Raw genomic sequence first — 20,786 nt, 5'->3', positions numbered from 1 at the left:
TTCAATATAAAAAATAGGTAAACAGATGGCTTTAGCCGTCACACCCCCAAGGATAGACGGCAATTGCAAGGACTCAGCTCAATATGGAGATGGTCCCCAAGTATTTCAAGGCGCGCGGCAGATTGTCGCAATCGAGACTGTCCAGCCAGTGTAAATCAGCCCAACTGCGCAGCCAGGTGAACTGACGCTTTGCCAATTGGCGCGTGGCAATGATTCCACGCTCCTGCATCTCGGCTTGCGTCAGCTTGCCATCCAGGTAATCCCAGACTTGTCGGTAGCCTACCGCACGTATAGACGGCAACCCGGAATGCAGGTCACTTCTCTTACGCAGGGCTACGACCTCGTCAATGAATCCCTGTTCCAACATGTTCGTGAATCTTTGTTTAATTCGCTCGTGCAGTGCCTGACGATTTGCCGGAGCAATAGCCAAGTTCGCGACAGTATAGGGCAATTGTTGCAGTCCCGAAGCGGCTGCTTCGGTACTTTGCACAGATTGTCTCAGTCGCAGCTCGGTCATGCTCTGACCGCTGACGCGATAAACTTCCAGTGCCCGACTGAGTCGCTGCGGATCGTTTGGATGAATACGCGCGGCAGACTCAGGGTCAATCAATGCCAATTGTTCGTGCAGCGCTTGCCAGCCAAGGCGTGCAGCCTCTTCCTCGATCTGCGCGCGGACGTCGGGATCGGCCGCTGGCATGTCCGCCAGACCTTCGACCAAAGCCTTGTAATAGAGCATTGTGCCGCCCACCAGCAGCGGGATTTTTCCCCGCGCGGTGATCTCGGCCATCGCTTCCAGGGCATCACGACGAAAATCGGCGGCGGAATAGCTCTCGGCCGGGTCAAGAATGTCGATCAAACGGTGTGGGAATTCAGCCAGAATTTCTTTCGAAGGCTTGGCGGTGCCGATGTCCATGCCCCGATAGACCAGCGCCGAATCGACACTTATCAGCTCGCACGGCAGGACCTTGGTCAGCTCGATGGCCAGGTCGGTCTTGCCCGCAGCGGTCGGGCCCATCAGGAAAATCGCTGGAGGGAGCTGGCTCATCAACGACCGCGCAAGAACAGTTTGTCCAGATCATCCAGGCCCAATTGGGTCCAGGTTGGTCGGCCATGGTTGCATTGACCGCTGCGCTCGGTGTTTTCCATGTCGCGCAGCAGACCGTTCATTTCCGGGATGGCCAGGCGCCGATTCGCACGTACCGCGCCGTGGCAGGCCATCGTCCCGAGCAATTCATTCAGATGCGCCTGAATCCGGTCGCTGGTGCCGTATTCCATCAGGTCCGCCAAGACATCACTGACCAGTCGATTGGCTTCCGCTTGCTTGAGCAAGGCCGGAATCTGCCGGATGGCCAGGGACTCAGGCCCCAGGCGCTGCAATTCAAAGCCCAGACGCTGGAACAACGCCGCGTGCTCTTCGGCGCAATCGGCTTCGCGCTGACTCACCGCCAAGGATTCCGGCACCAGCAGCGGCTGGCCGCTCAGGCCTTCGCTGGCCATGGCAATTTTCAGGCGCTCGTACATGATCCGCTCGTGAGCCGCATGCATGTCCACCAGCACCAGGCCCTGGGCGTTTTCCGCGAGAATATAGATGCCTTTGAGCTGCGCCAAGGCGTAACCCAGCGGCGGAATGTCGTCCTGCCCGGCCGGCAGCGCAACCGAATTGGCCTCGGGCAACGGCGCGAAGAACTCACGGTATGCCGCCTGGGCTTCGGCAACCGGTACGCCGGATTGAGGGCGTGGCGTGTATTGATACTGATAACCGGCGCCAGCGCCCGAGCCAGCCGGGGTGGTGAACGACGGCTGCGCCTGGGGTTGCTCCAGCAGCGCATTGGCCGCCAGACGCATTTCCCCCTGCGGGCCGAATTCGCCGGCATCGAGGCCGGTCGGTCGGACGATGGCCGTCGCTACCGGTGCGGCCAGATGATCCTCGGGACGCACATCGCCCAAGGCGCGGTGCAAGGTGCCGTAGAGGAAATCGTGCACCATGCGCCCGTCACGGAAACGCACTTCGTGCTTGGTCGGGTGCACGTTGACGTCAACGCCTGCCGGATCGACTTCGAAAAACAGCACGAACGTCGGATGCCGGCCGTTGAACAGCACGTCGCGATAGGCCTGGCGCACCGCGTGGGCCACCAGTTTGTCGCGCACTGCGCGGCCATTCACAAAGAAATACTGCAAGTCTGCCTGACTGCGGTTGAATGTCGGCAAGCCGACCCAACCCCACAAATGCAGGCCATTGCGCTCGATTTCGATCGGCAGCGCCTGTTCCAGGAACCCTGATCCGCAAATCGCCGCCACACGCCGGGCACGGGCCGCGTCGTCATGAGCTTCGTGCAGGCTGAGGATGGTCTTGCCGTTGTGGCGCAGGTGAAACGCAACATCAAAGCGCGCCAGCGCCAGACGCTTGATCACTTCTTGCAGGTGATCAAATTCGGTTTTTTCGGTCTTGAGAAACTTGCGACGCGCCGGGGTGTTGAAGAACAGGTCCCGCACTTCTACCGAGGTGCCCACCGGATGCGCGGCTGGCTGCACGCGCGGCGCCATGTCCCGGCCTTCGGTTTCGACCTGCCAGGCCTGAACGGCATCGCGGGTGCGGGACGTCAGGGTCAGGCGCGCCACGGAGCTGATCGATGCCAGTGCCTCACCACGGAACCCGAGGCTCATGACCTGTTCAAGGTCTTCCAGATTGCGGATCTTGCTGGTGGCGTGTCGCGCCAGCGCCAGCGGCAGGTCATCGGCAGAAATGCCGCTGCCATCGTCGCGCACTCGCAGCAGCTTGACGCCGCCCTGCTCGACATCGACATCGATGCGCTTGGCACCGGAGTCGAGGCTGTTTTCCAGCAGCTCCTTGATCACCGAAGCCGGGCGTTCGACCACCTCGCCGGCGGCAATCTGGTTCGCGAGTCGCGGGCTGAGCAGCTCGATGCGCGCGCTGTTGATCACGACCTGATTCATTCTTTCGCCGCCAACTCAGTGCCTGGAATGGTCAAGTGCTGACCGATTTTCAGCTCATCATTCGACAGGTTATTGGCGCTGCGCAGCGTCGCTGGCGACACCTGATAGCGCACGGCAATCATCGCCAGGGTTTCACCCGGGCTGACGCGATGATCACGTGGGCCTTGAGCGATTTTTCCGGAGTCGCGCAGCCAGGCAATGTAAGTGCCCGGTGGCGGGTTTTGCTGGAAGAACTGCCGCACGCCGCTGCTGATCGAACGCGCCAGCGCCTGCTGGTGATTCGAGGATGCCAGTTTGGACGCTTCGTTGGAGTTGGAGATGAACCCGGTTTCGACCAGGATCGACGGGATGTCCGGCGACTTCAGCACCATAAACCCGGCTTGTTCCACACGCTGCTTGTGCAGTGGCGTGACTCGTCCGATATTGCTCAGGACTTTCTGGCCGACGTTCAGGCTGGACGTCAACGACGCCGTCATCGACAGGTCGAGCAGCACGCCCGCGAGCATACGGTCCTTGTCATCGAGGCTGACGTTGCCGGCACCGCCAATCAGGTCGGAGCGGTTTTCACTGTCCGCCAGCCAGCGGGCTGTTTCCGACGTTGCGCCGCGATCAGACAGGGCGAACACCGACGCACCGAAGGCGGCGGCCGACGGCGCGGCGTCGGCGTGGATCGAAACGAACAGGTCGGCGCCTTTCTTACGGGCGATTTCGGTTCGGCCGCGCAGCGGAATGAAGTAGTCGCCGGTACGGGTCAGTTCGGCGCGGAAGCCTTTCATGCCGTTGACCTGTCGCTGCAGTTCACGGGCGATGGCCAATACCACGTCTTTTTCCTTCTGACCGCGAGAGCCTGAAGCACCCGGGTCTTCACCGCCGTGGCCGGCATCGATCACCACAAGGATGTCGCGTTTGCCTGGCGGTGCAGGTGGTAGTTTGATCGCCGGTTCAACCGGCGTGACGGGCACCGCCGGCATCGTGGCGACCGAAGGGGTCGGCGTCGGAGTCGGGGCTGGCGACGGCGCGGCATCGGCGGCGTTATCAAACAGATCGACCACCAGCCGGTTGCCATACTGGGCGTTTGGGGCCAGGGAGAAGCTTTTCGGGGTCACGGCCTTTTTCAGGTCGATAACCACCCGCAGGTCGGTCGGCGTGCGTTGAGCCGAGCGCATGGCGGTGATAGGGGTATTGGAAGTGTTGACGTTCAACGGCGCACCGAGTGTCGCGCCATTGATGTCGATCACCAGCCGATCCGGAGCGGTGAGGGTGAACACGCTGTGTTGCACCGGCCCGGTCAGGTCGAACACCAGCCGCGTGTTGTCCGGCGCCCGCCACAGGCGAACACTGTTGACCTTCGAGTCGGCCACAGCGTCGACGGTCACCGCCAAAAACAACAACCCTACGGCAGCTACCATCGCGCGAAAGCGCATACCTGACCCCATCATTTAATTGGTTTCCAATGCCAAAGCGGCACACCAGGCCTCGCCGCGCGAGCCCCGGGATAAAATTTTCAGCGAACGCCCGCTGTCTTGCGGGCTAATGGTAATGGTCAGGTCGGGCTTTGGCAAAAAGCCTGCACCTTTATCGGGCCATTCGATCAGGCACAGCGCGTCATCGTCGAAATAGTCGCGAATGCCGAGGTACTCCAGCTCTTCCGGATCGACCAAACGGTACAAGTCGAAATGAAAGGCGCGGATGTCGCCGATCTCATAGGGCTCGACCAGGGTAAAGGTCGGACTTTTCACGGCGCCTTCGTGCCCCAGGCCGCGGATGATACCTCGCGACAAGGTGGTTTTACCCGCCCCCAGGTCCCCTTCCAGAAAAATCAGACCGTGCCCTTGGGTGGTTTTTGCGATGCGTGTGCCAAAGGCCGTCATCGCCTCTTCATCAGCCAGGTACAGGGTTACTTCAGACACGGTGCTTGCTCCTCCAACAACTGACGAATGGCCGGGATCAGATCACTGGCCGCCAGCCCACGGCCATTTTTACCTTGTTGCTCACCCGCATTGGCGTGCAGCCAGACTGCCAGGCACGCGGCATCGAACGCCTGCATGCCTTGAGCCAGCAACGCCCCTACCAGACCGGCCAGCACATCACCCAAACCTGCGGTGGCCATGGCCGGATGACCTTGATGACACAACGCCATACGCCCATCGGGACTGGCGATCAGGCTGCCAGCGCCTTTCAACACCACGACCGCTGTATATTTTTTGCTCAACGCATGCGCCGCCGCCGGGCGATCAGCCTGCACTTGGGCGGTACTGATCCCGAGCAACCGCGCCGCTTCGCCCGGATGCGGTGTGATCACGCAATCCTTGGGCAAATTCACGCGTTCTTCGGCAAGCTGGTTCAACGCATCGGCGTCCCAGACTTGCGGCAACGGTGCATTGGCGGCCGCCGACAGCAAACTGCGCCCCCAGGACGCCTGCCCCAAGCCAGGGCCGACCACTAATACGGAAACCTTTTGCAGCAAATCCATCAACTGGTTGGCCGACGAAGTGCCCAGCACCATGGCTTCAGGAATTCTCGCCAGTGCAGCGCCAACGTGTTCACTGCGGGTTGCCACGGAGACCATGCCGGCGCCACTGCGCAGGGCGCTTTGTGCGCTCAGCAGGATTGCGCCACCCAAGCCGAGATCGCCGCCGATCAGCAGCACATGGCCGAATTTGCCTTTGTGGGACGTCGGCGCTCGCGCTGTAAGACGCGGCAAGTTGCCGGCCGTCAGGCGCCGAGCGCTGATTGCAGCTGCCTCGACTAGCTGCGGGTCGGCGTGCAAATCATTGAAAACCAGTTCTGCGACGCAGTCTGCGGCATCGCCGGTGAACAGCCCCAGCTTCAAACCGATGAAGGTCACTGTGAGATCGGCGTGCACCGCCGTACCGAGGGCTCGACCGGTATCGGCACAAAGGCCCGAAGGGATATCCACCGCCGCCACCGGCAATCCGCAGGCATTGATCGCCGCGATAGCGTCCGCGTAAGGCGCACGCACCTCCCCCGTCAGACCGGTGCCCAGCAATGCGTCCAGCACAACGCCACGCAATTCGGCCTGCGCAGTCCAGGCGTCGATCGAGACTTTATCGGACACCGCCTCGGCATGCGCCAACGCCGCGTCCCCCTGCAAACGTTGGGGATCGCCCACCGCCAACACGCGAACCAACCAACCCGCACGTTTGGCCAGCACGGCCACCAGATAACCGTCGCCAGCGTTGTTGCCGTGACCGGCCAGCACCGTCAATTCATTCGCCGACGGCCATTGCCGGACCAGCGCTCGCCAGGTCGCTCGCGCCGCGCGCTGCATCAGTTCGAAGCCCTGTGTGCCGGCCGCGATCAGGCTCGCATCGAGCCCGCGGACCTGCGCAGCGCTATACAGCGCGTCGGGTAAATCATCTTTAGTGTGCGGCATGCGTCTTCGGGCTCCGATGTCTGGCAGAATTATACGCACCTCAGCTCCGGTTTCTCTCGCCTCATGCCTGCAATTACCACAGACCTGCCCGCCCTCGCCCAATCCATCAAGGACTGGGGCCGCGAGCTGGGCTTTCAGCAAGTCGGCATCAGCGGCCTGGACCTGGCCGAGCATGAGCAGCACCTGGAGCGCTGGCTCGCCGCGGGGTATCACGGCGAAATGGACTACATGGGCGCCCACGGCAGCAAACGCTCGCATCCGGAAGAGCTGGTGCCCGGCACCTTGCGTGTGGTTTCACTGCGCATGGACTACCTGCCCGGCGACACTCAAATGGCGCACATGCTGGCCCAACCGGAAAAAGCCTACGTCTCGCGTTATGCCCTGGGCCGCGATTACCACAAATTGATTCGTAAACGCGTGCAACAACTGGCCGACAAAATTCAGGCGCAAATTGGCCCGTTTGGTTTCCGCGCCTTTGTCGACAGCGCCCCGGTGCTGGAAAAAGCCATCGCCGAGCAGGCCGGTCTTGGCTGGATCGGCAAAAACACCCTGGTCCTGAATCGCAAGGCCGGCAGTTACTTCTTCCTCAGCGAGCTGTTTGTCGACCTGCCGTTGCCGGTCGACCCACCCCACTCCACCGAACATTGCGGCCGCTGCACCGCGTGCCTCGACATCTGCCCGACCAACGCCTTCGTCGGCCCCTACGTACTGGACGCCCGGCGCTGCATTTCGTACCTGACCATCGAACTGAAAAGCGCGATCCCGGAAGATCTGCGGCCATTGATTGGAAACCGGGTGTTTGGTTGCGACGACTGCCAGATCGTCTGCCCCTGGAACCGCTTCGCCCGTCCGTCCGGTGAAAGCGACTTCAAGCCTCGGCACAATCTGGACAATGCCGAATTGGCCGAGCTGTTCATGTGGGACGAGGATAAATTCCTCAGCAGCACTGAAGGCTCGCCATTACGCCGGGCGGGTTATGAACGTTGGTTGCGTAATCTGGCGGTGGGGTTGGGCAATGCGCCGTCGAGCATTCCGGTGCTGGAGGCGTTGAAGGCGCGCAGGGATTACCCGTCGGAGTTGGTGCGTGAGCATGTCGAATGGGCGCTCAAACAACACGCCGAGCGTCAGGCTTCGTCGTTATAAACAAACTTCGGCATTTCCCAGTGGAAACGAATCGCCAGCAGCCGCAGCAGAAAGCCGCCAAACAGCGTGATCAAAATTGCCTGTTCGCCGGGTAATTGCAAGTAGATGCAGAGCATGTAGCACCACGCCGCGGCGAACGAGACGCTGGCGTAAAGCTCTCGGCGGAAAATCAATGGGATGTCGTTGCAGAAAATGTCGCGCAGGATGCCGCCGAATACGCCGGTGATCACGCCGCTGACCGACGCCACCAGCATGCCGTGGCCCATTTCCAACGCCGTCATGCAGCCGATCAGGGTGAACGCCACCAGGCCCACGGCATCGAGCACCAGGAACAGCGAGCGCAGGTGGCGCATCCAGCGTGCGGTAAAGACGGTCACCATGGCGGCGACCGAGGTCAGCACCAGGTATTCCGGGTGTTTGACCCAGGTCAGCGGGTAGTGGCCGAGCAGTACGTCGCGCACCGAGCCGCCGCCCAACGCCGTGATGCAAGCGATCAGCACCACGCCAAACCAGTCCATCCCGCGGCGGCCGGCAGACAGCGCGCCGGTCATGGCTTCGGCGGTGATGGCAATCAGGTAAAGCATCAGCAACATGGCGGCGGTCCTTGCAGAAAGGCGCGCAGTCTAGCCATTTAGGGCCAGCACCAAAAGAGGGCGAGAACGCATCACACGCAACCTGTGGCGAGGGAGCTTGCTCCCGCTGGAGCGCGAAGCGCTCCCCGGCATTCTTCCAGTCACACCGCATTTGCAGGTTTTACGACTGCTTCGCAGCCGAGCGGGAGCAAGCTCCCTCGCCACAAAGGCTCGGCAGCATCAGAACTTGATGAAATGCTTGCGGTAGTGCTGCAGTTCGGCGATCGACTCGCGGATGTCGTCCAGCGCCAAATGAGTGCTACCTTTTTTGAAGCTGTCGCGCACGTCCGGCGCCCAGCGTGCGGCCAACTCTTTGAGGGTCGACACGTCGAGGTTACGGTAATGGAAATAGCTTTCCAGGGATTTCATGTGCGTATAAAGGAAGCGACGGTCCTGGCAGATGCTGTTGCCACAGATCGGAGACTTGCCCTTGGGCACCCACTGCTCCAGGAAAGCGATGGTCTCGGCTTCGGCTTCGGCCATGCTGATGCGGCTGTCGCGAACGCGCTGGGTCAGGCCCGAGCCACCGTGTTGACGGGTGTTCCACTCGTCCATGCCGGCGAGGATCTCGTCGCTGTGGTGAATGGCGATCACCGGGCCTTCGGCCAAGGTGTTCAGGTCACTGTCAGTGACGATGGTGGCCATCTCGATGATGACGTCGGTATCAGGGTTCAGACCGGTCATTTCCAGGTCGATCCAGATCAGATTCTGCGGGTTTTGCATGTGTCGGCTCCTAGGCAATGCTGCGCAGTTTAGCCTAGGCAACCGGCGGGGCGTGCTAAACTCGCGGCCGTTTTACCTAATCGCTGCATTCTTGATACGGAACACCCATGGCCAAACGCCAACTCAATCGTCGTCAAAACTGGCGCATCGAAAAGATTCAGGGCGAACGCGCTGCCCGCGCCGCCAAACGCGAGTCCTCCGCTGTCGAGGCACTTGAAGGCGGCGACCTGGGTCCGGAACAGACGGGCCTTGTGATCGCGCACTTCGGTGTGCAGGTCGAAGTCGAAGCCCTCGAGGGCGAATTGGCCGGTGAAGTGTTCCGTTGTCACTTGCGCGCCAACCTGCCTGCGCTGGTGACCGGCGATCAGGTGGTCTGGCGTGCCGGCAACCAGGGCATCGGTGTGATCGTGGCGCAACTGCCGCGTAAAACCGAACTCTGCCGTCCGGACAGCCGTGGCCAGCTCAAACCTGTGGCCGCCAACGTCGACATGATCGTCATCGTGTTCGCGCCGCTGCCCGAGCCGCACGCGAACCTGATCGACCGTTATCTGGTCGCTGCCGAGCACGCCGGTATCCGGCCGCTGCTGCTGCTCAACAAATTCGACTTGATCGACGAGCAGAACGCCCCGGCCCTGAATGCCTTACTGGCGGTTTACCGCACGCTCGGTTACCCGGTGCTGGAAGTGTCGGCGCACCACGGCAACGGCATGGAGCAGTTGCAGGAGCAGCTCGACGGACGCATCAGCGTGTTCGTCGGCCAGTCCGGCGTCGGCAAGTCGTCGCTGGTCAATAGCTTGCTGCCGGAAGTCGAAGCCCGCGTCGGCCCGTTGTCCGAGCTGTCCGGGCAGGGTACCCACACCACGACCACCGCGCGGTTGTTCCACTTTCCCGGAGGCGGTGAGTTGATCGACTCCCCGGGCATTCGTGAATTTGGCCTGGGCCACGTCAGCCGTGCCGACGTCGAAGCCGGTTTCATCGAGTTCAACGACCTGATTGGTACCTGCCGCTTCCGCGACTGCAAGCACGACCGCGAACCGGGTTGCGCCCTGCTCAAAGCCCTCGAAGAAGGCCGAGTGCAGCAGCAACGGATGAACAGCTACCGCTCGATCATCGCCAGTTTGCCCGAAACCAGCTATTAAACAGACGCGCCCACCGCCCCGATACTGACGGGGCGGTGGGCCGCTTGTTCCGTCCTACACATTCCCCCTCTGATTAAACGTCAGACACATCTGTAAGATTTCCGCGCGCCCGCTTGAAGGACCCGTCTCTTTAACCGCGCAGGCCTTGTTGCGGCCAATCAAGTGCATACATTCAAGCCCTCTTCGCATTCCGGCGATACCGAGGGACCACCATGCAAACCTATCATTTGTTCATCAGCCATTCGTGGAACTACCCCCACGCCCACGACAATCTTGTGCGCCTGCTCAACGCGCAGGCAGGCTTCAGCTTCAAGAATTTTTCGGTGCCTGAGGACAACCCGATTCTTGGCGCGAAAACCGACAAACAACTGTTGGAAGCCATCGAAAACAAAATCCGCCCCTGCTCGGCCGTACTGATCATGGCCGGCATGTATTCCACCTACAGCAAGTGGATCAACAAGGAAATCGAGATCGCCAAACGAATGGGCAAGGTGATCATTGCGGTCAAGCCGTTTGGGGCAGAGCGGATTTCTGCCGTAGTACGCCAGGCGGCGCATGCGGAGTGCGCTTGGAACACCAATAGCATCGTCAACGCCATTCGCCTGCACACGGCGGTGTAACCATGCGCAAGGGACTGTTCATCGGTATCAACCACTACACCTATGTGTCGCCATTGAGTGGCTGCAACAACGACGCAATGGCCATGGCCTCGGTACTGGAACGCCACGCCAACGGGCGGCCGAACTTCAGCAGCAAGGTCCTGACGTCGGCGGAGGAAAACCTCACTCACACGAACCTGAAGCAGCAGATCCAGAGTCTGTTTTCCGGTGATTGCGACGTGGCGCTGCTGTACTTCGCCGGTCACGGCCAGTTTGATACCAGCATCGATGAAGGCCTGCTGATTCCCCAGGATTTCGGTCAGGGCGTTGAAGGCATCCGCATCAGCGACATCCTCAACTGGGCGGAAAGCGCCACCCACATCAAGAACAAAATCATCATCCTCGACTGCTGCCAGGCCGGCGCAGCGGCCGCCATGCGCGGGTTGCGCGGTGGCAGCAGCGTGATCAGCGAAGGCCTGACCATTCTCACTGCCTGCAAAAAAGACCAGGTGGCGCTCGAAGGTCGCGGCCACGGCGTGTTTACCGACCTGTTGCTGCAGGCACTGCATGGCGGAGCCGCCAATGTGCTGGGCAAAGTCACACCCGGCAGCGTGTATTCGTTCGTCGACAATGCGCTGGGGGCCTGGGAGCAACGGCCGGTGTTCAAGACCAACGTCTCGCAATTTGTGCCGCTGCGGGAAGTGACGCCGCTGATTGCCGAAGAAACCCTGCGCAAGCTCAAGGACTGGTTTCCGGAACCGAGCTACGTGTTCCCCCTGGACCCCAGCTACGAACCGACCGAGGCCGCGTTCGATCCCGACAACGGCGACATCTTCAAGCAACTGCAAAAGTGCAACCGCCACAGCCTGATCGAACCGGTAGACGCCGAGCACATGTACTACGCCGCCCTGCATTCCACCGGCTGCCGCCTGACGGCCCTCGGCGCCTATTACCGCGAACTCGCGATCAAGGGACATTTCTGATGCCTGTGTTTATCAGCTACCGCCACACCGACCGCGCCCATGCGATGGCCATTAACACCCGCCTGACGCAGGCAAACATCAAGACCTACCTCGATGTGCTGGACGCGGAATCGCAAACAACCGAAGACATCACCACCGTCATCACCCGCAACATCACTGAATGCACACACTTGATGGCCGTGGTGTCGGAGCAGACCGCGCAATCGTGGTGGGTACCGTTCGAAATCGGCGAAGCGACCATCAGCAATCGCCGGATCTGCTCGTACAAGATCGGCCCCAGCGCGCTGCCGCTGTACCTCGATAAATGGCCGAAGTTGAGCGGTGAGAACGATATCAACTTCTTTATCGACGCCTATCGCGAGGAGTTGCTCTCCAAGCGCTCAATGGGGCTGGAGTCGTTCAGCGAATCCGTTCGCGGCACTTACCGGCGTGATGCCGAACTGTTCCACGACCAGCTCAAGAACCGCATTCGACGGGGTTTCTGACAGACACAAAAAAGCCGACATCGCTGTCGGCTTTTTTGTGGGTCACTGCTTCGGCGGTTCAGCCGGTTTCGGTGCCGGGTTTTCAAAAATGTTCAGACGCTCACGAAGCTCGTGGGCCGGCAGCGGTTCTTTATCCGCCGGCAAGGCGTTCGGATCAACTGGTTTGGCCGGCACTTCGCCCGGACCGCCCTGCCCTTGTGCTGCGGGGGCTGGTGCCGGCTCTGGCGCGGGTTCTGCACCTTGCGAACCTTCAATGGCCTTTTGGGCTTTCTTGGTCAGTACCACGATGTCGATGCGGCGGTTGACCGGATTGAACGGGTTCTCACGGTCGAACAGCGCCGACGAGGCGTAACCGACCACCCGCGCGACCTGTTGATCCGGATAGCTGCCGGCGACCAGCGCACGGCGAGCGGCGTTGGCACGGTTGGCCGAGAGTTCCCAGTTGCCGAAATCGCCGGTGCCTGAGTACGGCTTGGCATCGGTGTGGCCGCTGATGCTGATCTTGTTCGGCACCGCTTTGATGGTGTCGGCCATGGCCAGCAGAATGTCTTCGAAGTACGGTTTCAGACGCGCACTGCCGGAGTCGAACATCGGGCGGTTCTCGGCGTCCATGATCTGGATGCGCAAACCGTCCTGCGTGATCTCGAACAGGATCTGGTCCTTGAATTTCTGCAGCTGCGGGTTTTCATCGACTTTGTTCTGCAACTCTTGCAACAACAGTTCCAGGCGTTCCTTTTCAACCTGCTCGGCCATGCCTTCGACCTGTTCGGTGTCGACAGTGACGCGGTCTGGCTGCGGCTGGGATTTCACCTCGGGGTTGAGGGTTTTCTCCGGCGCCAAGGTCGGGGAGCCGCCCAGGTCGATGATGTACGGCGTGCCACTTTCGGTAAAGCCGACCGGGTCTTTGAAGTAACCGGCGATGGCGATCTTCTGCTCCGGTGTGGCGGTGGACAGCAGCCACAGCACCAGGAAGAACGCCATCATCGCCGTCGCGAAGTCCGCGAAAGCGATTTTCCAGGAACCGCCGTGATGCCCGCTCGCGTATTTTTTGACGCGCTTGATGATGATCGGCTGGTTATTTTCCATGGTTTAGCGACCGCGAACCGCTTGTTCCAGCTCAGCGAAGCTAGGACGGTGCGCCGGGTACAGAACCTTGCGACCGAATTCCACGGCCAGTGATGGAGGCATGCCGGACGCCGAAGCCACCAGCGAAGCCTTGATGGCTTCGTAGACGTTCAGTTCTTCCTTGGCATCGTGGGCCAGGGCGTGGGCCAGCGGGCCGAAGAAGCCGTAGGCGGCGAGAATACCGAAGAAGGTACCGACCAGTGCCGCACCCACGTGCACGCCGATCATTTTCTGATCGCTTTCACCCAGGGAGGCCATGGTCACCACGATACCCAGTACCGCCGCGACGATACCGAAGCCCGGCATGGCGTCAGCAATACCGTTCACCGCGTGGGACGGGTGATCGAGGTCTTCCTTGAGGCTGGTCAGTTCCATGTCGAACAGGCCTTCCAGCTCATGGGGGGCCATGTTGCCGGAGGACATGATGCGCAGGTAATCGCAGATGTACGCGGTCATGCGGTCATCTTTGAGCACTGCCGGGTACTTGGCGAAGATCGGGCTCGCGGCAGCATCTTCGATGTCGCCTTCGATGGCCATCATGCCTTCGCGGCGGCTCTTGTTGAGGATCTCGTAAATCAGCCCCAGCACTTCAAGGTAAAAAGTGTGGTTGAAGCGCGAGCTGAACATCCCGAAGGCTTTCTTCAGAACGTTTTTGACCATGTGGCCAGGGTTGGCTTGCAGGAATGCGCCAAAGGCTGCACCACCGATAATCATCACCTCGAAAGGCTGGATAAGGGCAGCAATCTTGCCGTGGGAGAGCACGTACCCGCCGAGCACGCTCGCGAATACGACAATGATGCCGAGAATTTTAGCCATAGGTAGGAGAGCACTTACTGAGTCGGGTTCAAGGTCATATTCGGAGGTCGAAAAATCTCTTCTTCTCCTTATCGGCAAAACTGCGCCAGACTATAGCCCGTTCAAGCGAAAAGCTAATTTAGCCTACTCCGGGCATAGGTAATGCAGACGAAGATTGCGTCCAACCATGGCTAACCAGACGAACATTCCCACTCAAAAACCAACAACACTTGAAGGCTGGGTCAAGCTTCTCGATGGCGTGCGCCTGCCGGTTCCGCAAGACAGCCATGACCGTGTCTGCAGGGCCATCGCCGATAATCGCAGCTCGCTGCGTGATATCGCCGAACTGATGCAAGACAGCCCGGCCCTGGCCTTGAGCATCATTCGTGAAGCCAATCGCCATACCCACGGCAGCATGACCGAGCCTGCGGAAAACCTGGAAGTGGCGATCAATCGCCTCGGCTTGAAGCGCACCGAAGAACTGCTCGCCCGGCTCCCCGCCGAACCCCAATTGCAGATCCCGCTTGCCTTGCGCCAGCTGCAATTGATCAGCCAGCACGCGACGCAACAGGCCAACGGTTTTTTTGCCAGTCGCCTGGCGCGACTGTGGCAGGACATTCATTGGGGCAGTCTGCTGTTTCTCTCGCCGCTGTGGCCGATGGCGTTGACCTATCCGCAATTGCTCGAAGAGTGGGAACTGCGGGTCATCCATAAAGGTGAGTCGGCGCGCAAGGTCGAAAAACAGTTGTTCGGCGTACGCCTGCTGGACATCTGCCAGGCCCTGGTGACCATTTGGCGTCTGCCGATGTGGGTGGAGCAGGGTTATCGCCTGCTGCTGACCGAGCAGCGCGAACTGGTCAAAGTGCTGCGCATTGCCCGCGACAGCGATCATCCGCTGCGCCAGCAAAACCGCCTCGATGACGATCCAACCCTGCGCCGCTGGCTCAATCAGCCGGCCAATACCGTGCTGCTGGCCAACGGTCTGGCGCTGTCGGCGCAACAGGCGTGGGACTGCCCGCACAGCGAGCGCTGGCAATACCTGACCAGCCTTTACCTGCAAATGCCCATCGCCGAGGTGCAGCAGCAATTGCACCAACAGGCCGCCAACAGCGCCCGGCTGCACACCATGCCGGACCTCTGGCACCCCGCTGTATCGCTGCTCTGGCCGTGGGGCATGAACCGTGTCCACGCCGCATTGCTGCCGGCCCCGGCGCCGACCACCGAAGACCTGGCCAAATGGCGCGGCCAATGCGCCGAGTTGCTGGTGGAGCCAAGCCCCTTCACCAACGCGATGCACTTGACCACCTCGGCTCGAGACGCTTTGGTCGCGTGCGGCATGCGCCGGGTGATGATCTTGATGGCTGACCGCACGCACGCCAATCTGCGGGTGCATCAGGTTGCCGGTTTGCCAACAGAAACGGCCGGGCTGAATTTCGTGGTAAGCCAAAGCTCCGTGCTGCAACGTTTGCTCTCGCAACAGGCTCAGGTGCGCCTGACACCGGCCAACACCGCGCAGTTCTCGGCGTTGTTGCCTGGCAACCTGCGCGCGCAATTCCGTGGCGAACACTTGATCCTGCGCTCGCTGGTCAACAATGGTCGGGTGATCATGGTCGTGGTGGCGGATCAGGGCGGCGGGCCGTTCTCGGAAATCACCGTGCAAGCCTTCGGCAAAACCGCGCAGTGCATCGAGAAAGCCTTGAACACCTTTAGCCACCGCGGCCAATGACGCTGCGCTACAATCCTCCCTTTTGTGCCCTGGAGACCTCACATGTCTGACTTCTCTGGCTTGCCGCTGGTGATCGAGCCGAGCGACTTGCTCCCTCGCCTCGAGGCCCGCGATCTGATTCTGGTGGACCTGACCAGCAGCGCCCGCTATGCCGAAGGGCATATTCCCGGCGCGCGTTTTGTCGATCCGAAACGCACGCAACTCGGTCAGGCGCCTGCTCCGGGATTGATGCCGCCGCAAGCGGCACTTGAAGCGCTGTTCGGAGAACTGGGCCACAACCCCGATGCGGTGTACGTGGTGTACGACGACGAAGGTGGCGGTTGGGCTGGGCGTTTTATCTGGCTGCTGGACGTCATCGGTCACCGTAAATACCACTACGTCGACGGCGGTCTGACGGCCTGGCTGGCAGAAGGCATGCCGATGTCGATCCAGATCCCGGCCCCCGTTGGCGGCCCGGTGAAATTGACTCTGCACGACGAACCCACCGCGACCCGCGAGTACCTGCAAAGCCGACTCGGCGCCGCCGACCTGGCGATCTGGGACGCGCGCGGGCCGCTGGAGTATTCCGGCGAGAAAGTGCTGGCGGCCAAGGCCGGGCACATTCCGGGCGCCGTCAATTTCGAATGGACTGCGGGCATGGATCAGGCGCGCAACCTGCGCATCCGCACCGACATGCCGCAGATCCTCGAACAGCTAGGGATCAGCAAAGACAAAGAAGTCATTACCCACTGCCAGACTCACCACCGTTCTGGCTTCACTTATCTGGTGGCCAAATCCCTCGGTTATCCGCGGGTCAAAGGCTACGCCGGTTCCTGGGGCGAATGGGGCAACCACCCCGACACCCCCGTTGAGATTTAAGGTTTAAGGACAGTTAATGAACAAGCGTCTGTTTATCCTCAGCCAATACCTGCTGCCCCATCACTTGCTCTCGCGACTGGCCGGCTGCATTGCCGAATGCCGCGTGCGCTGGTTCAAGAACGCCTTTACCGCCTGGTTCGCCAAGCGTTATCAGGTAGATATGTCCCAGGCGCTGGTCGAAGACCTGACTGCCTACGAGCACTTCAACGCGTTCTTCACCCGAGCCTTGAAAGACGGCGCTCGTCCACTGGACGAAACCCCGGGCGCGATCCTCAGCCCGGCCGATGGCGCGGTCAGCCAGCTCGGCCCGATCGAACACGGTCGCGTGTTCCAGGCCAAGGGCCACAGTTTCAGCGTGCTCGAGTTGCTGGGCGGTGACGCGGCCAACGCCGCACCGTTCATGGGCGGTGATTTCGCGACTATCTACCTGTCGCCGAAGGACTACCACCGCGTGCACATGCCGCTGGCCGGCACCCTGCGCGAGATGGTCTACATTCCGGGCCGGATCTTCTCGGTCAACCAGACCACCGCCGAAAACGTGCCGGAGCTGTTCGCCCGCAACGAGCGTGTGGCGTGCATTTTCGACACCGAGCGCGGGCCGATGGCCGTGGTGCTGGTGGGCGCGATGATCGTTGCGTCAATCGAAACCGTCTGGGCCGGTCTGGTCACGCCACCGAAACGCGAACTGAAAACCTTCCGCTACGACGAAGCCGCCCGCGCACCGATCCATCTGGAGAAAGGTGCGGAACTGGGTCGCTTCAAACTGGGTTCGACCGCTGTCGTGCTGTTCGGCCCAGATCAGGTCAAGTGGGCCGAAGAACTGGCGGCCGGTTCGCCGGTGCAGATGGGCCAGGGCATGGGCCTGCCTAAGGCCTGATCCGCTGATCCGCTCTTCCGAACATTTTCGGAGGGGCGGATACCACTCGGTGGCGACCGCTCTGGTTGTCCCGCGCTGATGGACATAGCTGCTACAGTCAGGTCATTCACTGCCCATTGGCCGGCTGGAGTTTTTCCACGGTATGAATGAGACCAGTCCCCACCTGCTGTTACGCGCCCCGCTCCCTGCACAGTTGCGCCTGACCTTCTGCGAAGCCACCCCGCGCGACCTCAAGCGCTGGATTGCCGCCCTGCCCAAAGCCAACATCGGCGAAACTGCCCGGCAGCTTTATCAAGCGCTCGGCGAACTCAACCAACTGCTGACCCCAAGCGCCAATCGTCTGCCCATGCTCGAGCTGCTCAGGCCCGAGGTGTATTACGTCTGCAAACACCTGGAGCGGCATTTCCTGCACCAGGCGATTGTCCTCGACGAGCGTTCGCGCAAGATCGCCAACCTTTGCCAGGCCCTGCAAGGTCAATTGGCGATTGGCTACAAACAGATCGTCATCCGTATCTCACCGCGTTTCAGCAAGGACCGTGCGCCACTGCTGGCGCAAGCGTTGCAACGGGCCATTCATTGCCTGAACGGTCAGTTGATCCGCGCCACTCAGCTCTACTGCCCGGCGCCGGACGGTGTGTGGCTGGAATTGCACCAGCTGTACCGGATCGGCTGCGAACATCGACTGCAACACCAGAGCCTGCGCGATGAGCTGGCCAGCCAGACGCCATCCCTGAGTATCGAACAGACTTACGCCGTCGCCCTGCTGCTGGGCGCGTCACGCTGCAATCAATTGCGCCAGAACCAGATCACCCGCCTCGCCGAAGCGCTGGAACCGTGGAGCAGCCGGGTCAAACTGCAGACGGATGGACTGTTCGCCATCGCCCCTGATCTCGATACCGGCCCGCGTTACCGCACCAGGTTTCGGGCCGAGCAGCAGGTCAATTTGCTGGGGATTGATCCGCAGCCACTGGTCGATGCCATCGAAACTCATTTGCAAGGTATTAAAGACGCCTTGCCCGTACCAACGGGCCTTAGCGTGGACTCGCTGCAACACCTGCACGCCGCCTGGGGCCAGGCGGCCGAGCGCAGCTTTCAGCGCACCGTCGGCCAAGGCACGTTGACCCTGTGCGTGGGGATGAGCGCGCTGCACTTTTATCTGGGCGGGCAGCGCTCATTCAGCGACCTGCTGAAAAATCCGGGCAACCGACTCGCGCAGTTTTCGGCAATGCCTGCAGCCAGTCGGGGCAGTGACCCATGGCATCAGGCGTTCGATGCCGCGTCCCAGGGCACTGCCGATGCCTTGCTGCCCTACGAAGAAATTGAATACCCGCACCTGCAAAACGACGACAGCAACGAGGCCGACAGCAACCGGCATTTTCCGACCTATGCCCTGCCCGTCATCAATCACAGCCCCGGCGGTTATTGCCTGGCCTGGCCCAACGCGGTGCCCGCCGAGTTACAGGCCGGGGAAATGGTCGGGATCGAGGACTCAATCAATAAAGGCTGGAGCATTGCCGTAGTGCGCTGGATTCGTCAGGTGCGCAGCGGCGGCACGCAGATGGGCATTGAGCAAGTCGCGCCCTTCGCCGAGCCTTGCGGCCTGCAATTGGTGCGCAACCAGGATGACCACAGCCACTACTTGCGCGGCTTGTTGCTGCCACAAATCAGTGCCATCGACATGCCTGCTACCGTGCTCGCCCCGCGCTTGCCGTTCCAGGAAGGCAGCAAGGTACTGATCAACACCAATGGCCAGGAGCACCGGGCCGGGCTGGATCGGCGGGTGGCGAGCACCAACAGTTTTAATCAGTTTGCGTATAGGTCGCTGGAGACAAGCAGAAACGACAACGCCGCGGGGAGCGGCGTTGAGGAGGTGTTTGATTCGTTGTGGCCTTCGCTTTGAGGTTACTCTGAAAGACCGAAGCGCGCCCTTCGCGAGCAAGCCCGCTCCCACATTTAACCGCGTTATCCCAGAGGAACACGGTTAAATGTGGGAGCGGGCTTGCTCGCGAAGGCTGAGTATCAGGCGCTACAAAACTCAGAGCTGCCCGTCCCGATCGCGGAAACCCAACAGGTAAAGCACGCCATCCAGCCCAAGGGTAGAAATCGCCTGCTTCGCCGACTGTTTCACCAACGGCTTGGCCCGGAACGCCACGCCCAACCCGGCAATCGCCAGCATCGGCAGATCGTTAGCGCCGTCGCCGACCGCGATGGTCTGCTCCAGACGCAAGCCTTCTTTATGCGCCAGCTCACGCAGCAAATCCGCCTTGCGCTGCGCATCGACAATCGGCTCGACCGCCACACCGGTGACCTTGCCGTCGACCACTTCCAGTTCGTTGGCAAACACATAGTCGATACCCAACTTGGCCTGCAATTGCTTGGCGAAGTAGGTAAAACCACCCGACAAAATGGCGGTCTTGTAGCCCAGGCGCTTAAGTTCGGCGAACAGGGTTTCGGCACCTTCGGTCAGGCGCAGGGACGCACCGATCGAATCCAGCACACTGACGTCCAGGCCTTTGAGCAACGCCAGGCGCTCTTTGAAGCTCGCACGAAAATCCAGCTCACCGGCCATCGCCCGCTCGGTGATTTCAGACACCTGATCGCCCACGCCGGCTGCCTTGGCCAATTCGTCGATCACTTCGGCCTCGATCAGTGTCGAGTCCATGTCGAACACCGCCAGACGACGGTTACGTCGGAACAGCGAATCTTCCTGAAAGGCGATATCGACGTTCAATTCCTGCGCAACGCTGAGGAATTCGGCCCGCAGCGCCTGCGGATCGGCCGCTTCGCCACGCACGGAAAACTCGATGCAGCCCTTGCCCTTGTCGGCCGGGGTGTCCAGCGGCATGCGCCCGGACAAGCGATCGATGTGGTCGATGTTCAATCCATATTTGGCGGTGATAGAGCTCACGGCCTGCAATTGCCCGGCAGTCACTTTGCGGGTCAATAGCGTCACGATGTGGCGCTTTTTGCCCTGATTGCCGACCCACTGCTGGTAATCCTCTTCGGACACCGGCGTGAAACGCACCTGCTGGTCGAGCTCGTAGCCCTTGAACAGGATGTCCTTGAGCACCGATTTGCCTTGCTCGGTATCCGGAATTTCAACCAGGATGCCGAACGACAGGGTGTCGTGGATCACCGCCTGACCGATGTCGAGAATGTTCACACCACCCTGGGCCAGAACACCGGTAATGGCCGCAGTCAGACCCGGACGGTCGACTCCCGTGATGTTTATCAGGACGATTTCGCGCAAGGCGCACCCCCGCAAGTGGAAAAAAACCGCATTCTACCCACTTTCAGTGACCATCGGGCACCGTGAGCGCTTTGCCGGTCTAGGGCCTGTCGCTATACT

The 20,786-nt window shown here is 60.9% G+C and carries 19 protein-coding genes; 9 read left to right on the top strand and 10 right to left on the bottom strand.

What is annotated here, in order from left to right; translation table 11 throughout:
* Positions 1–73: 73 nt before the first annotated feature.
* The 5 genes from miaA to EAH78_RS15535 are packed head-to-tail and all read right to left on the bottom strand — an operon-like array spanning position 74 to position 6,352.
* Complete coding sequence (miaA, locus tag EAH78_RS15555; RefSeq protein ID WP_140668300.1) at positions 74–1,045, bottom strand: tRNA (adenosine(37)-N6)-dimethylallyltransferase MiaA; 972 nt, start codon at positions 1,043–1,045, stop codon at positions 74–76.
* Complete coding sequence (mutL, locus tag EAH78_RS15550; protein ID WP_140668299.1) at positions 1,045–2,955, bottom strand: DNA mismatch repair endonuclease MutL; 1,911 nt, start codon at positions 2,953–2,955, stop codon at positions 1,045–1,047. Before mutL ends, miaA begins: the two co-directional genes overlap by 1 nt.
* A complete protein-coding gene (locus tag EAH78_RS15545) occupies positions 2,952–4,394 on the bottom strand; it encodes an N-acetylmuramoyl-L-alanine amidase (RefSeq protein ID WP_140668298.1) in 1,443 nt (480 codons plus the stop codon). The genes mutL and EAH78_RS15545 overlap by 4 nt, the downstream gene beginning before the upstream one ends.
* A complete protein-coding gene (tsaE, locus tag EAH78_RS15540; protein ID WP_140668297.1) occupies positions 4,395–4,865 on the bottom strand; it encodes a tRNA (adenosine(37)-N6)-threonylcarbamoyltransferase complex ATPase subunit type 1 TsaE in 471 nt (156 codons plus the stop codon).
* Positions 4,853–6,352 carry an NAD(P)H-hydrate dehydratase gene (locus EAH78_RS15535; RefSeq protein ID WP_140668296.1) on the bottom strand — a complete coding sequence of 500 codons (1,500 nt, stop codon included), beginning with the start codon at positions 6,350–6,352 and terminating at the stop codon, positions 4,853–4,855. The genes tsaE and EAH78_RS15535 overlap by 13 nt, the downstream gene beginning before the upstream one ends.
* A gap of 63 nt (positions 6,353–6,415) precedes the next feature.
* Between EAH78_RS15535 and queG the strand changes: the two genes are divergently transcribed.
* Entirely contained in the window at positions 6,416–7,495 is a 1,080-nt protein-coding gene (queG, locus tag EAH78_RS15530; RefSeq protein ID WP_140668295.1) for a tRNA epoxyqueuosine(34) reductase QueG, read from the top strand.
* On the opposite strand, the gene EAH78_RS15525 is transcribed toward queG, so the two are convergent.
* Positions 7,477–8,088, bottom strand: coding sequence for a trimeric intracellular cation channel family protein (locus tag EAH78_RS15525; protein ID WP_027921991.1), 612 nt, complete (start codon positions 8,086–8,088; stop codon positions 7,477–7,479). The two genes, queG and EAH78_RS15525, sit on opposite strands and share 19 nt — an antisense overlap.
* A gap of 219 nt (positions 8,089–8,307) precedes the next feature.
* Positions 8,308–8,850 carry an oligoribonuclease gene (gene orn / locus EAH78_RS15520; RefSeq protein WP_008048058.1) on the bottom strand — a complete coding sequence of 181 codons (543 nt, stop codon included), beginning with the start codon at positions 8,848–8,850 and terminating at the stop codon, positions 8,308–8,310.
* 107 nt (positions 8,851–8,957) lie between these two features.
* Here orn and rsgA point away from each other — a divergent pair, with 107 nt between their 5' ends.
* The 4 genes from rsgA to EAH78_RS15500 all read left to right on the top strand — a co-directional run bounded on the left by rsgA (position 8,958) and on the right by EAH78_RS15500 (position 12,056).
* On the top strand, positions 8,958–9,989 hold the full coding sequence (rsgA, locus tag EAH78_RS15515) for a small ribosomal subunit biogenesis GTPase RsgA (RefSeq protein WP_027921992.1): 1,032 nt from the start codon (positions 8,958–8,960) through the stop codon (positions 9,987–9,989).
* Between the two features lie 212 nt (positions 9,990–10,201).
* A complete protein-coding gene (locus EAH78_RS15510; RefSeq protein WP_140668294.1) occupies positions 10,202–10,609 on the top strand; it encodes a TIR domain-containing protein in 408 nt (135 codons plus the stop codon).
* Positions 10,610–10,611: 2 nt separating this feature from the next.
* The gene (locus tag EAH78_RS15505; protein WP_140668293.1) at positions 10,612–11,571 is read left to right on the top strand and encodes a caspase family protein; all 960 of its coding nucleotides are present in this window, start codon (positions 10,612–10,614) and stop codon (positions 11,569–11,571) included.
* On the top strand, positions 11,571–12,056 hold the full coding sequence (locus tag EAH78_RS15500; RefSeq protein ID WP_140668292.1) for a toll/interleukin-1 receptor domain-containing protein: 486 nt from the start codon (positions 11,571–11,573) through the stop codon (positions 12,054–12,056). The genes EAH78_RS15505 and EAH78_RS15500 overlap by 1 nt, the downstream gene beginning before the upstream one ends.
* A 42-nt stretch (positions 12,057–12,098) precedes the next feature.
* Here the strand turns inward: EAH78_RS15500 and motB are convergent, their stop codons facing one another.
* Positions 12,099–13,142: a flagellar motor protein MotB gene (gene motB, locus EAH78_RS15495; protein ID WP_027921996.1), complete on the bottom strand. Its 1,044-nt coding sequence runs from the start codon at positions 13,140–13,142 to the stop codon at positions 12,099–12,101.
* A 3-nt stretch (positions 13,143–13,145) separates the two neighbouring features.
* The gene (gene motA, locus EAH78_RS15490) at positions 13,146–13,997 is read right to left on the bottom strand and encodes a flagellar motor stator protein MotA (RefSeq protein ID WP_027921997.1); all 852 of its coding nucleotides are present in this window, start codon (positions 13,995–13,997) and stop codon (positions 13,146–13,148) included.
* Positions 13,998–14,163: 166 nt separating this feature from the next.
* Between motA and EAH78_RS15485 the strand changes: the two genes are divergently transcribed.
* The 4 genes from EAH78_RS15485 (at position 14,164) to EAH78_RS15470 (ending at position 19,337) form a co-directional block, all read left to right on the top strand.
* Positions 14,164–15,702, top strand: coding sequence for an HDOD domain-containing protein (locus tag EAH78_RS15485; RefSeq protein ID WP_140668291.1), 1,539 nt, complete (start codon positions 14,164–14,166; stop codon positions 15,700–15,702).
* Positions 15,703–15,744: 42 nt separating this feature from the next.
* Positions 15,745–16,560 (top strand): thiosulfate sulfurtransferase, encoded by an 816-nt coding sequence (gene rhdA, locus EAH78_RS15480; protein ID WP_140668290.1) that lies wholly within the window; start codon positions 15,745–15,747, stop codon positions 16,558–16,560.
* A gap of 16 nt (positions 16,561–16,576) precedes the next feature.
* Positions 16,577–17,437, top strand: a complete 861-nt coding sequence (gene asd / locus EAH78_RS15475) for an archaetidylserine decarboxylase (protein ID WP_027922000.1) — start codon at positions 16,577–16,579, stop codon at positions 17,435–17,437.
* A 142-nt stretch (positions 17,438–17,579) separates the two neighbouring features.
* Complete coding sequence (locus EAH78_RS15470) at positions 17,580–19,337, top strand: molecular chaperone (protein ID WP_140668289.1); 1,758 nt, start codon at positions 17,580–17,582, stop codon at positions 19,335–19,337.
* Positions 19,338–19,472: 135 nt separating this feature from the next.
* On the opposite strand, the gene serB is transcribed toward EAH78_RS15470, so the two are convergent.
* Positions 19,473–20,687, bottom strand: coding sequence for a phosphoserine phosphatase SerB (serB, locus tag EAH78_RS15465; protein WP_027922002.1), 1,215 nt, complete (start codon positions 20,685–20,687; stop codon positions 19,473–19,475).
* Between the last annotated feature and the right edge of the window lie 99 nt (positions 20,688–20,786).

It is taken from the genome of Pseudomonas arsenicoxydans (assembly GCF_006438915.1).
Lineage (GTDB): Bacteria > Pseudomonadota > Gammaproteobacteria > Pseudomonadales > Pseudomonadaceae > Aquipseudomonas > Aquipseudomonas arsenicoxydans_A.
This window is presented reverse-complemented; position numbering and strand designations above follow the sequence as displayed.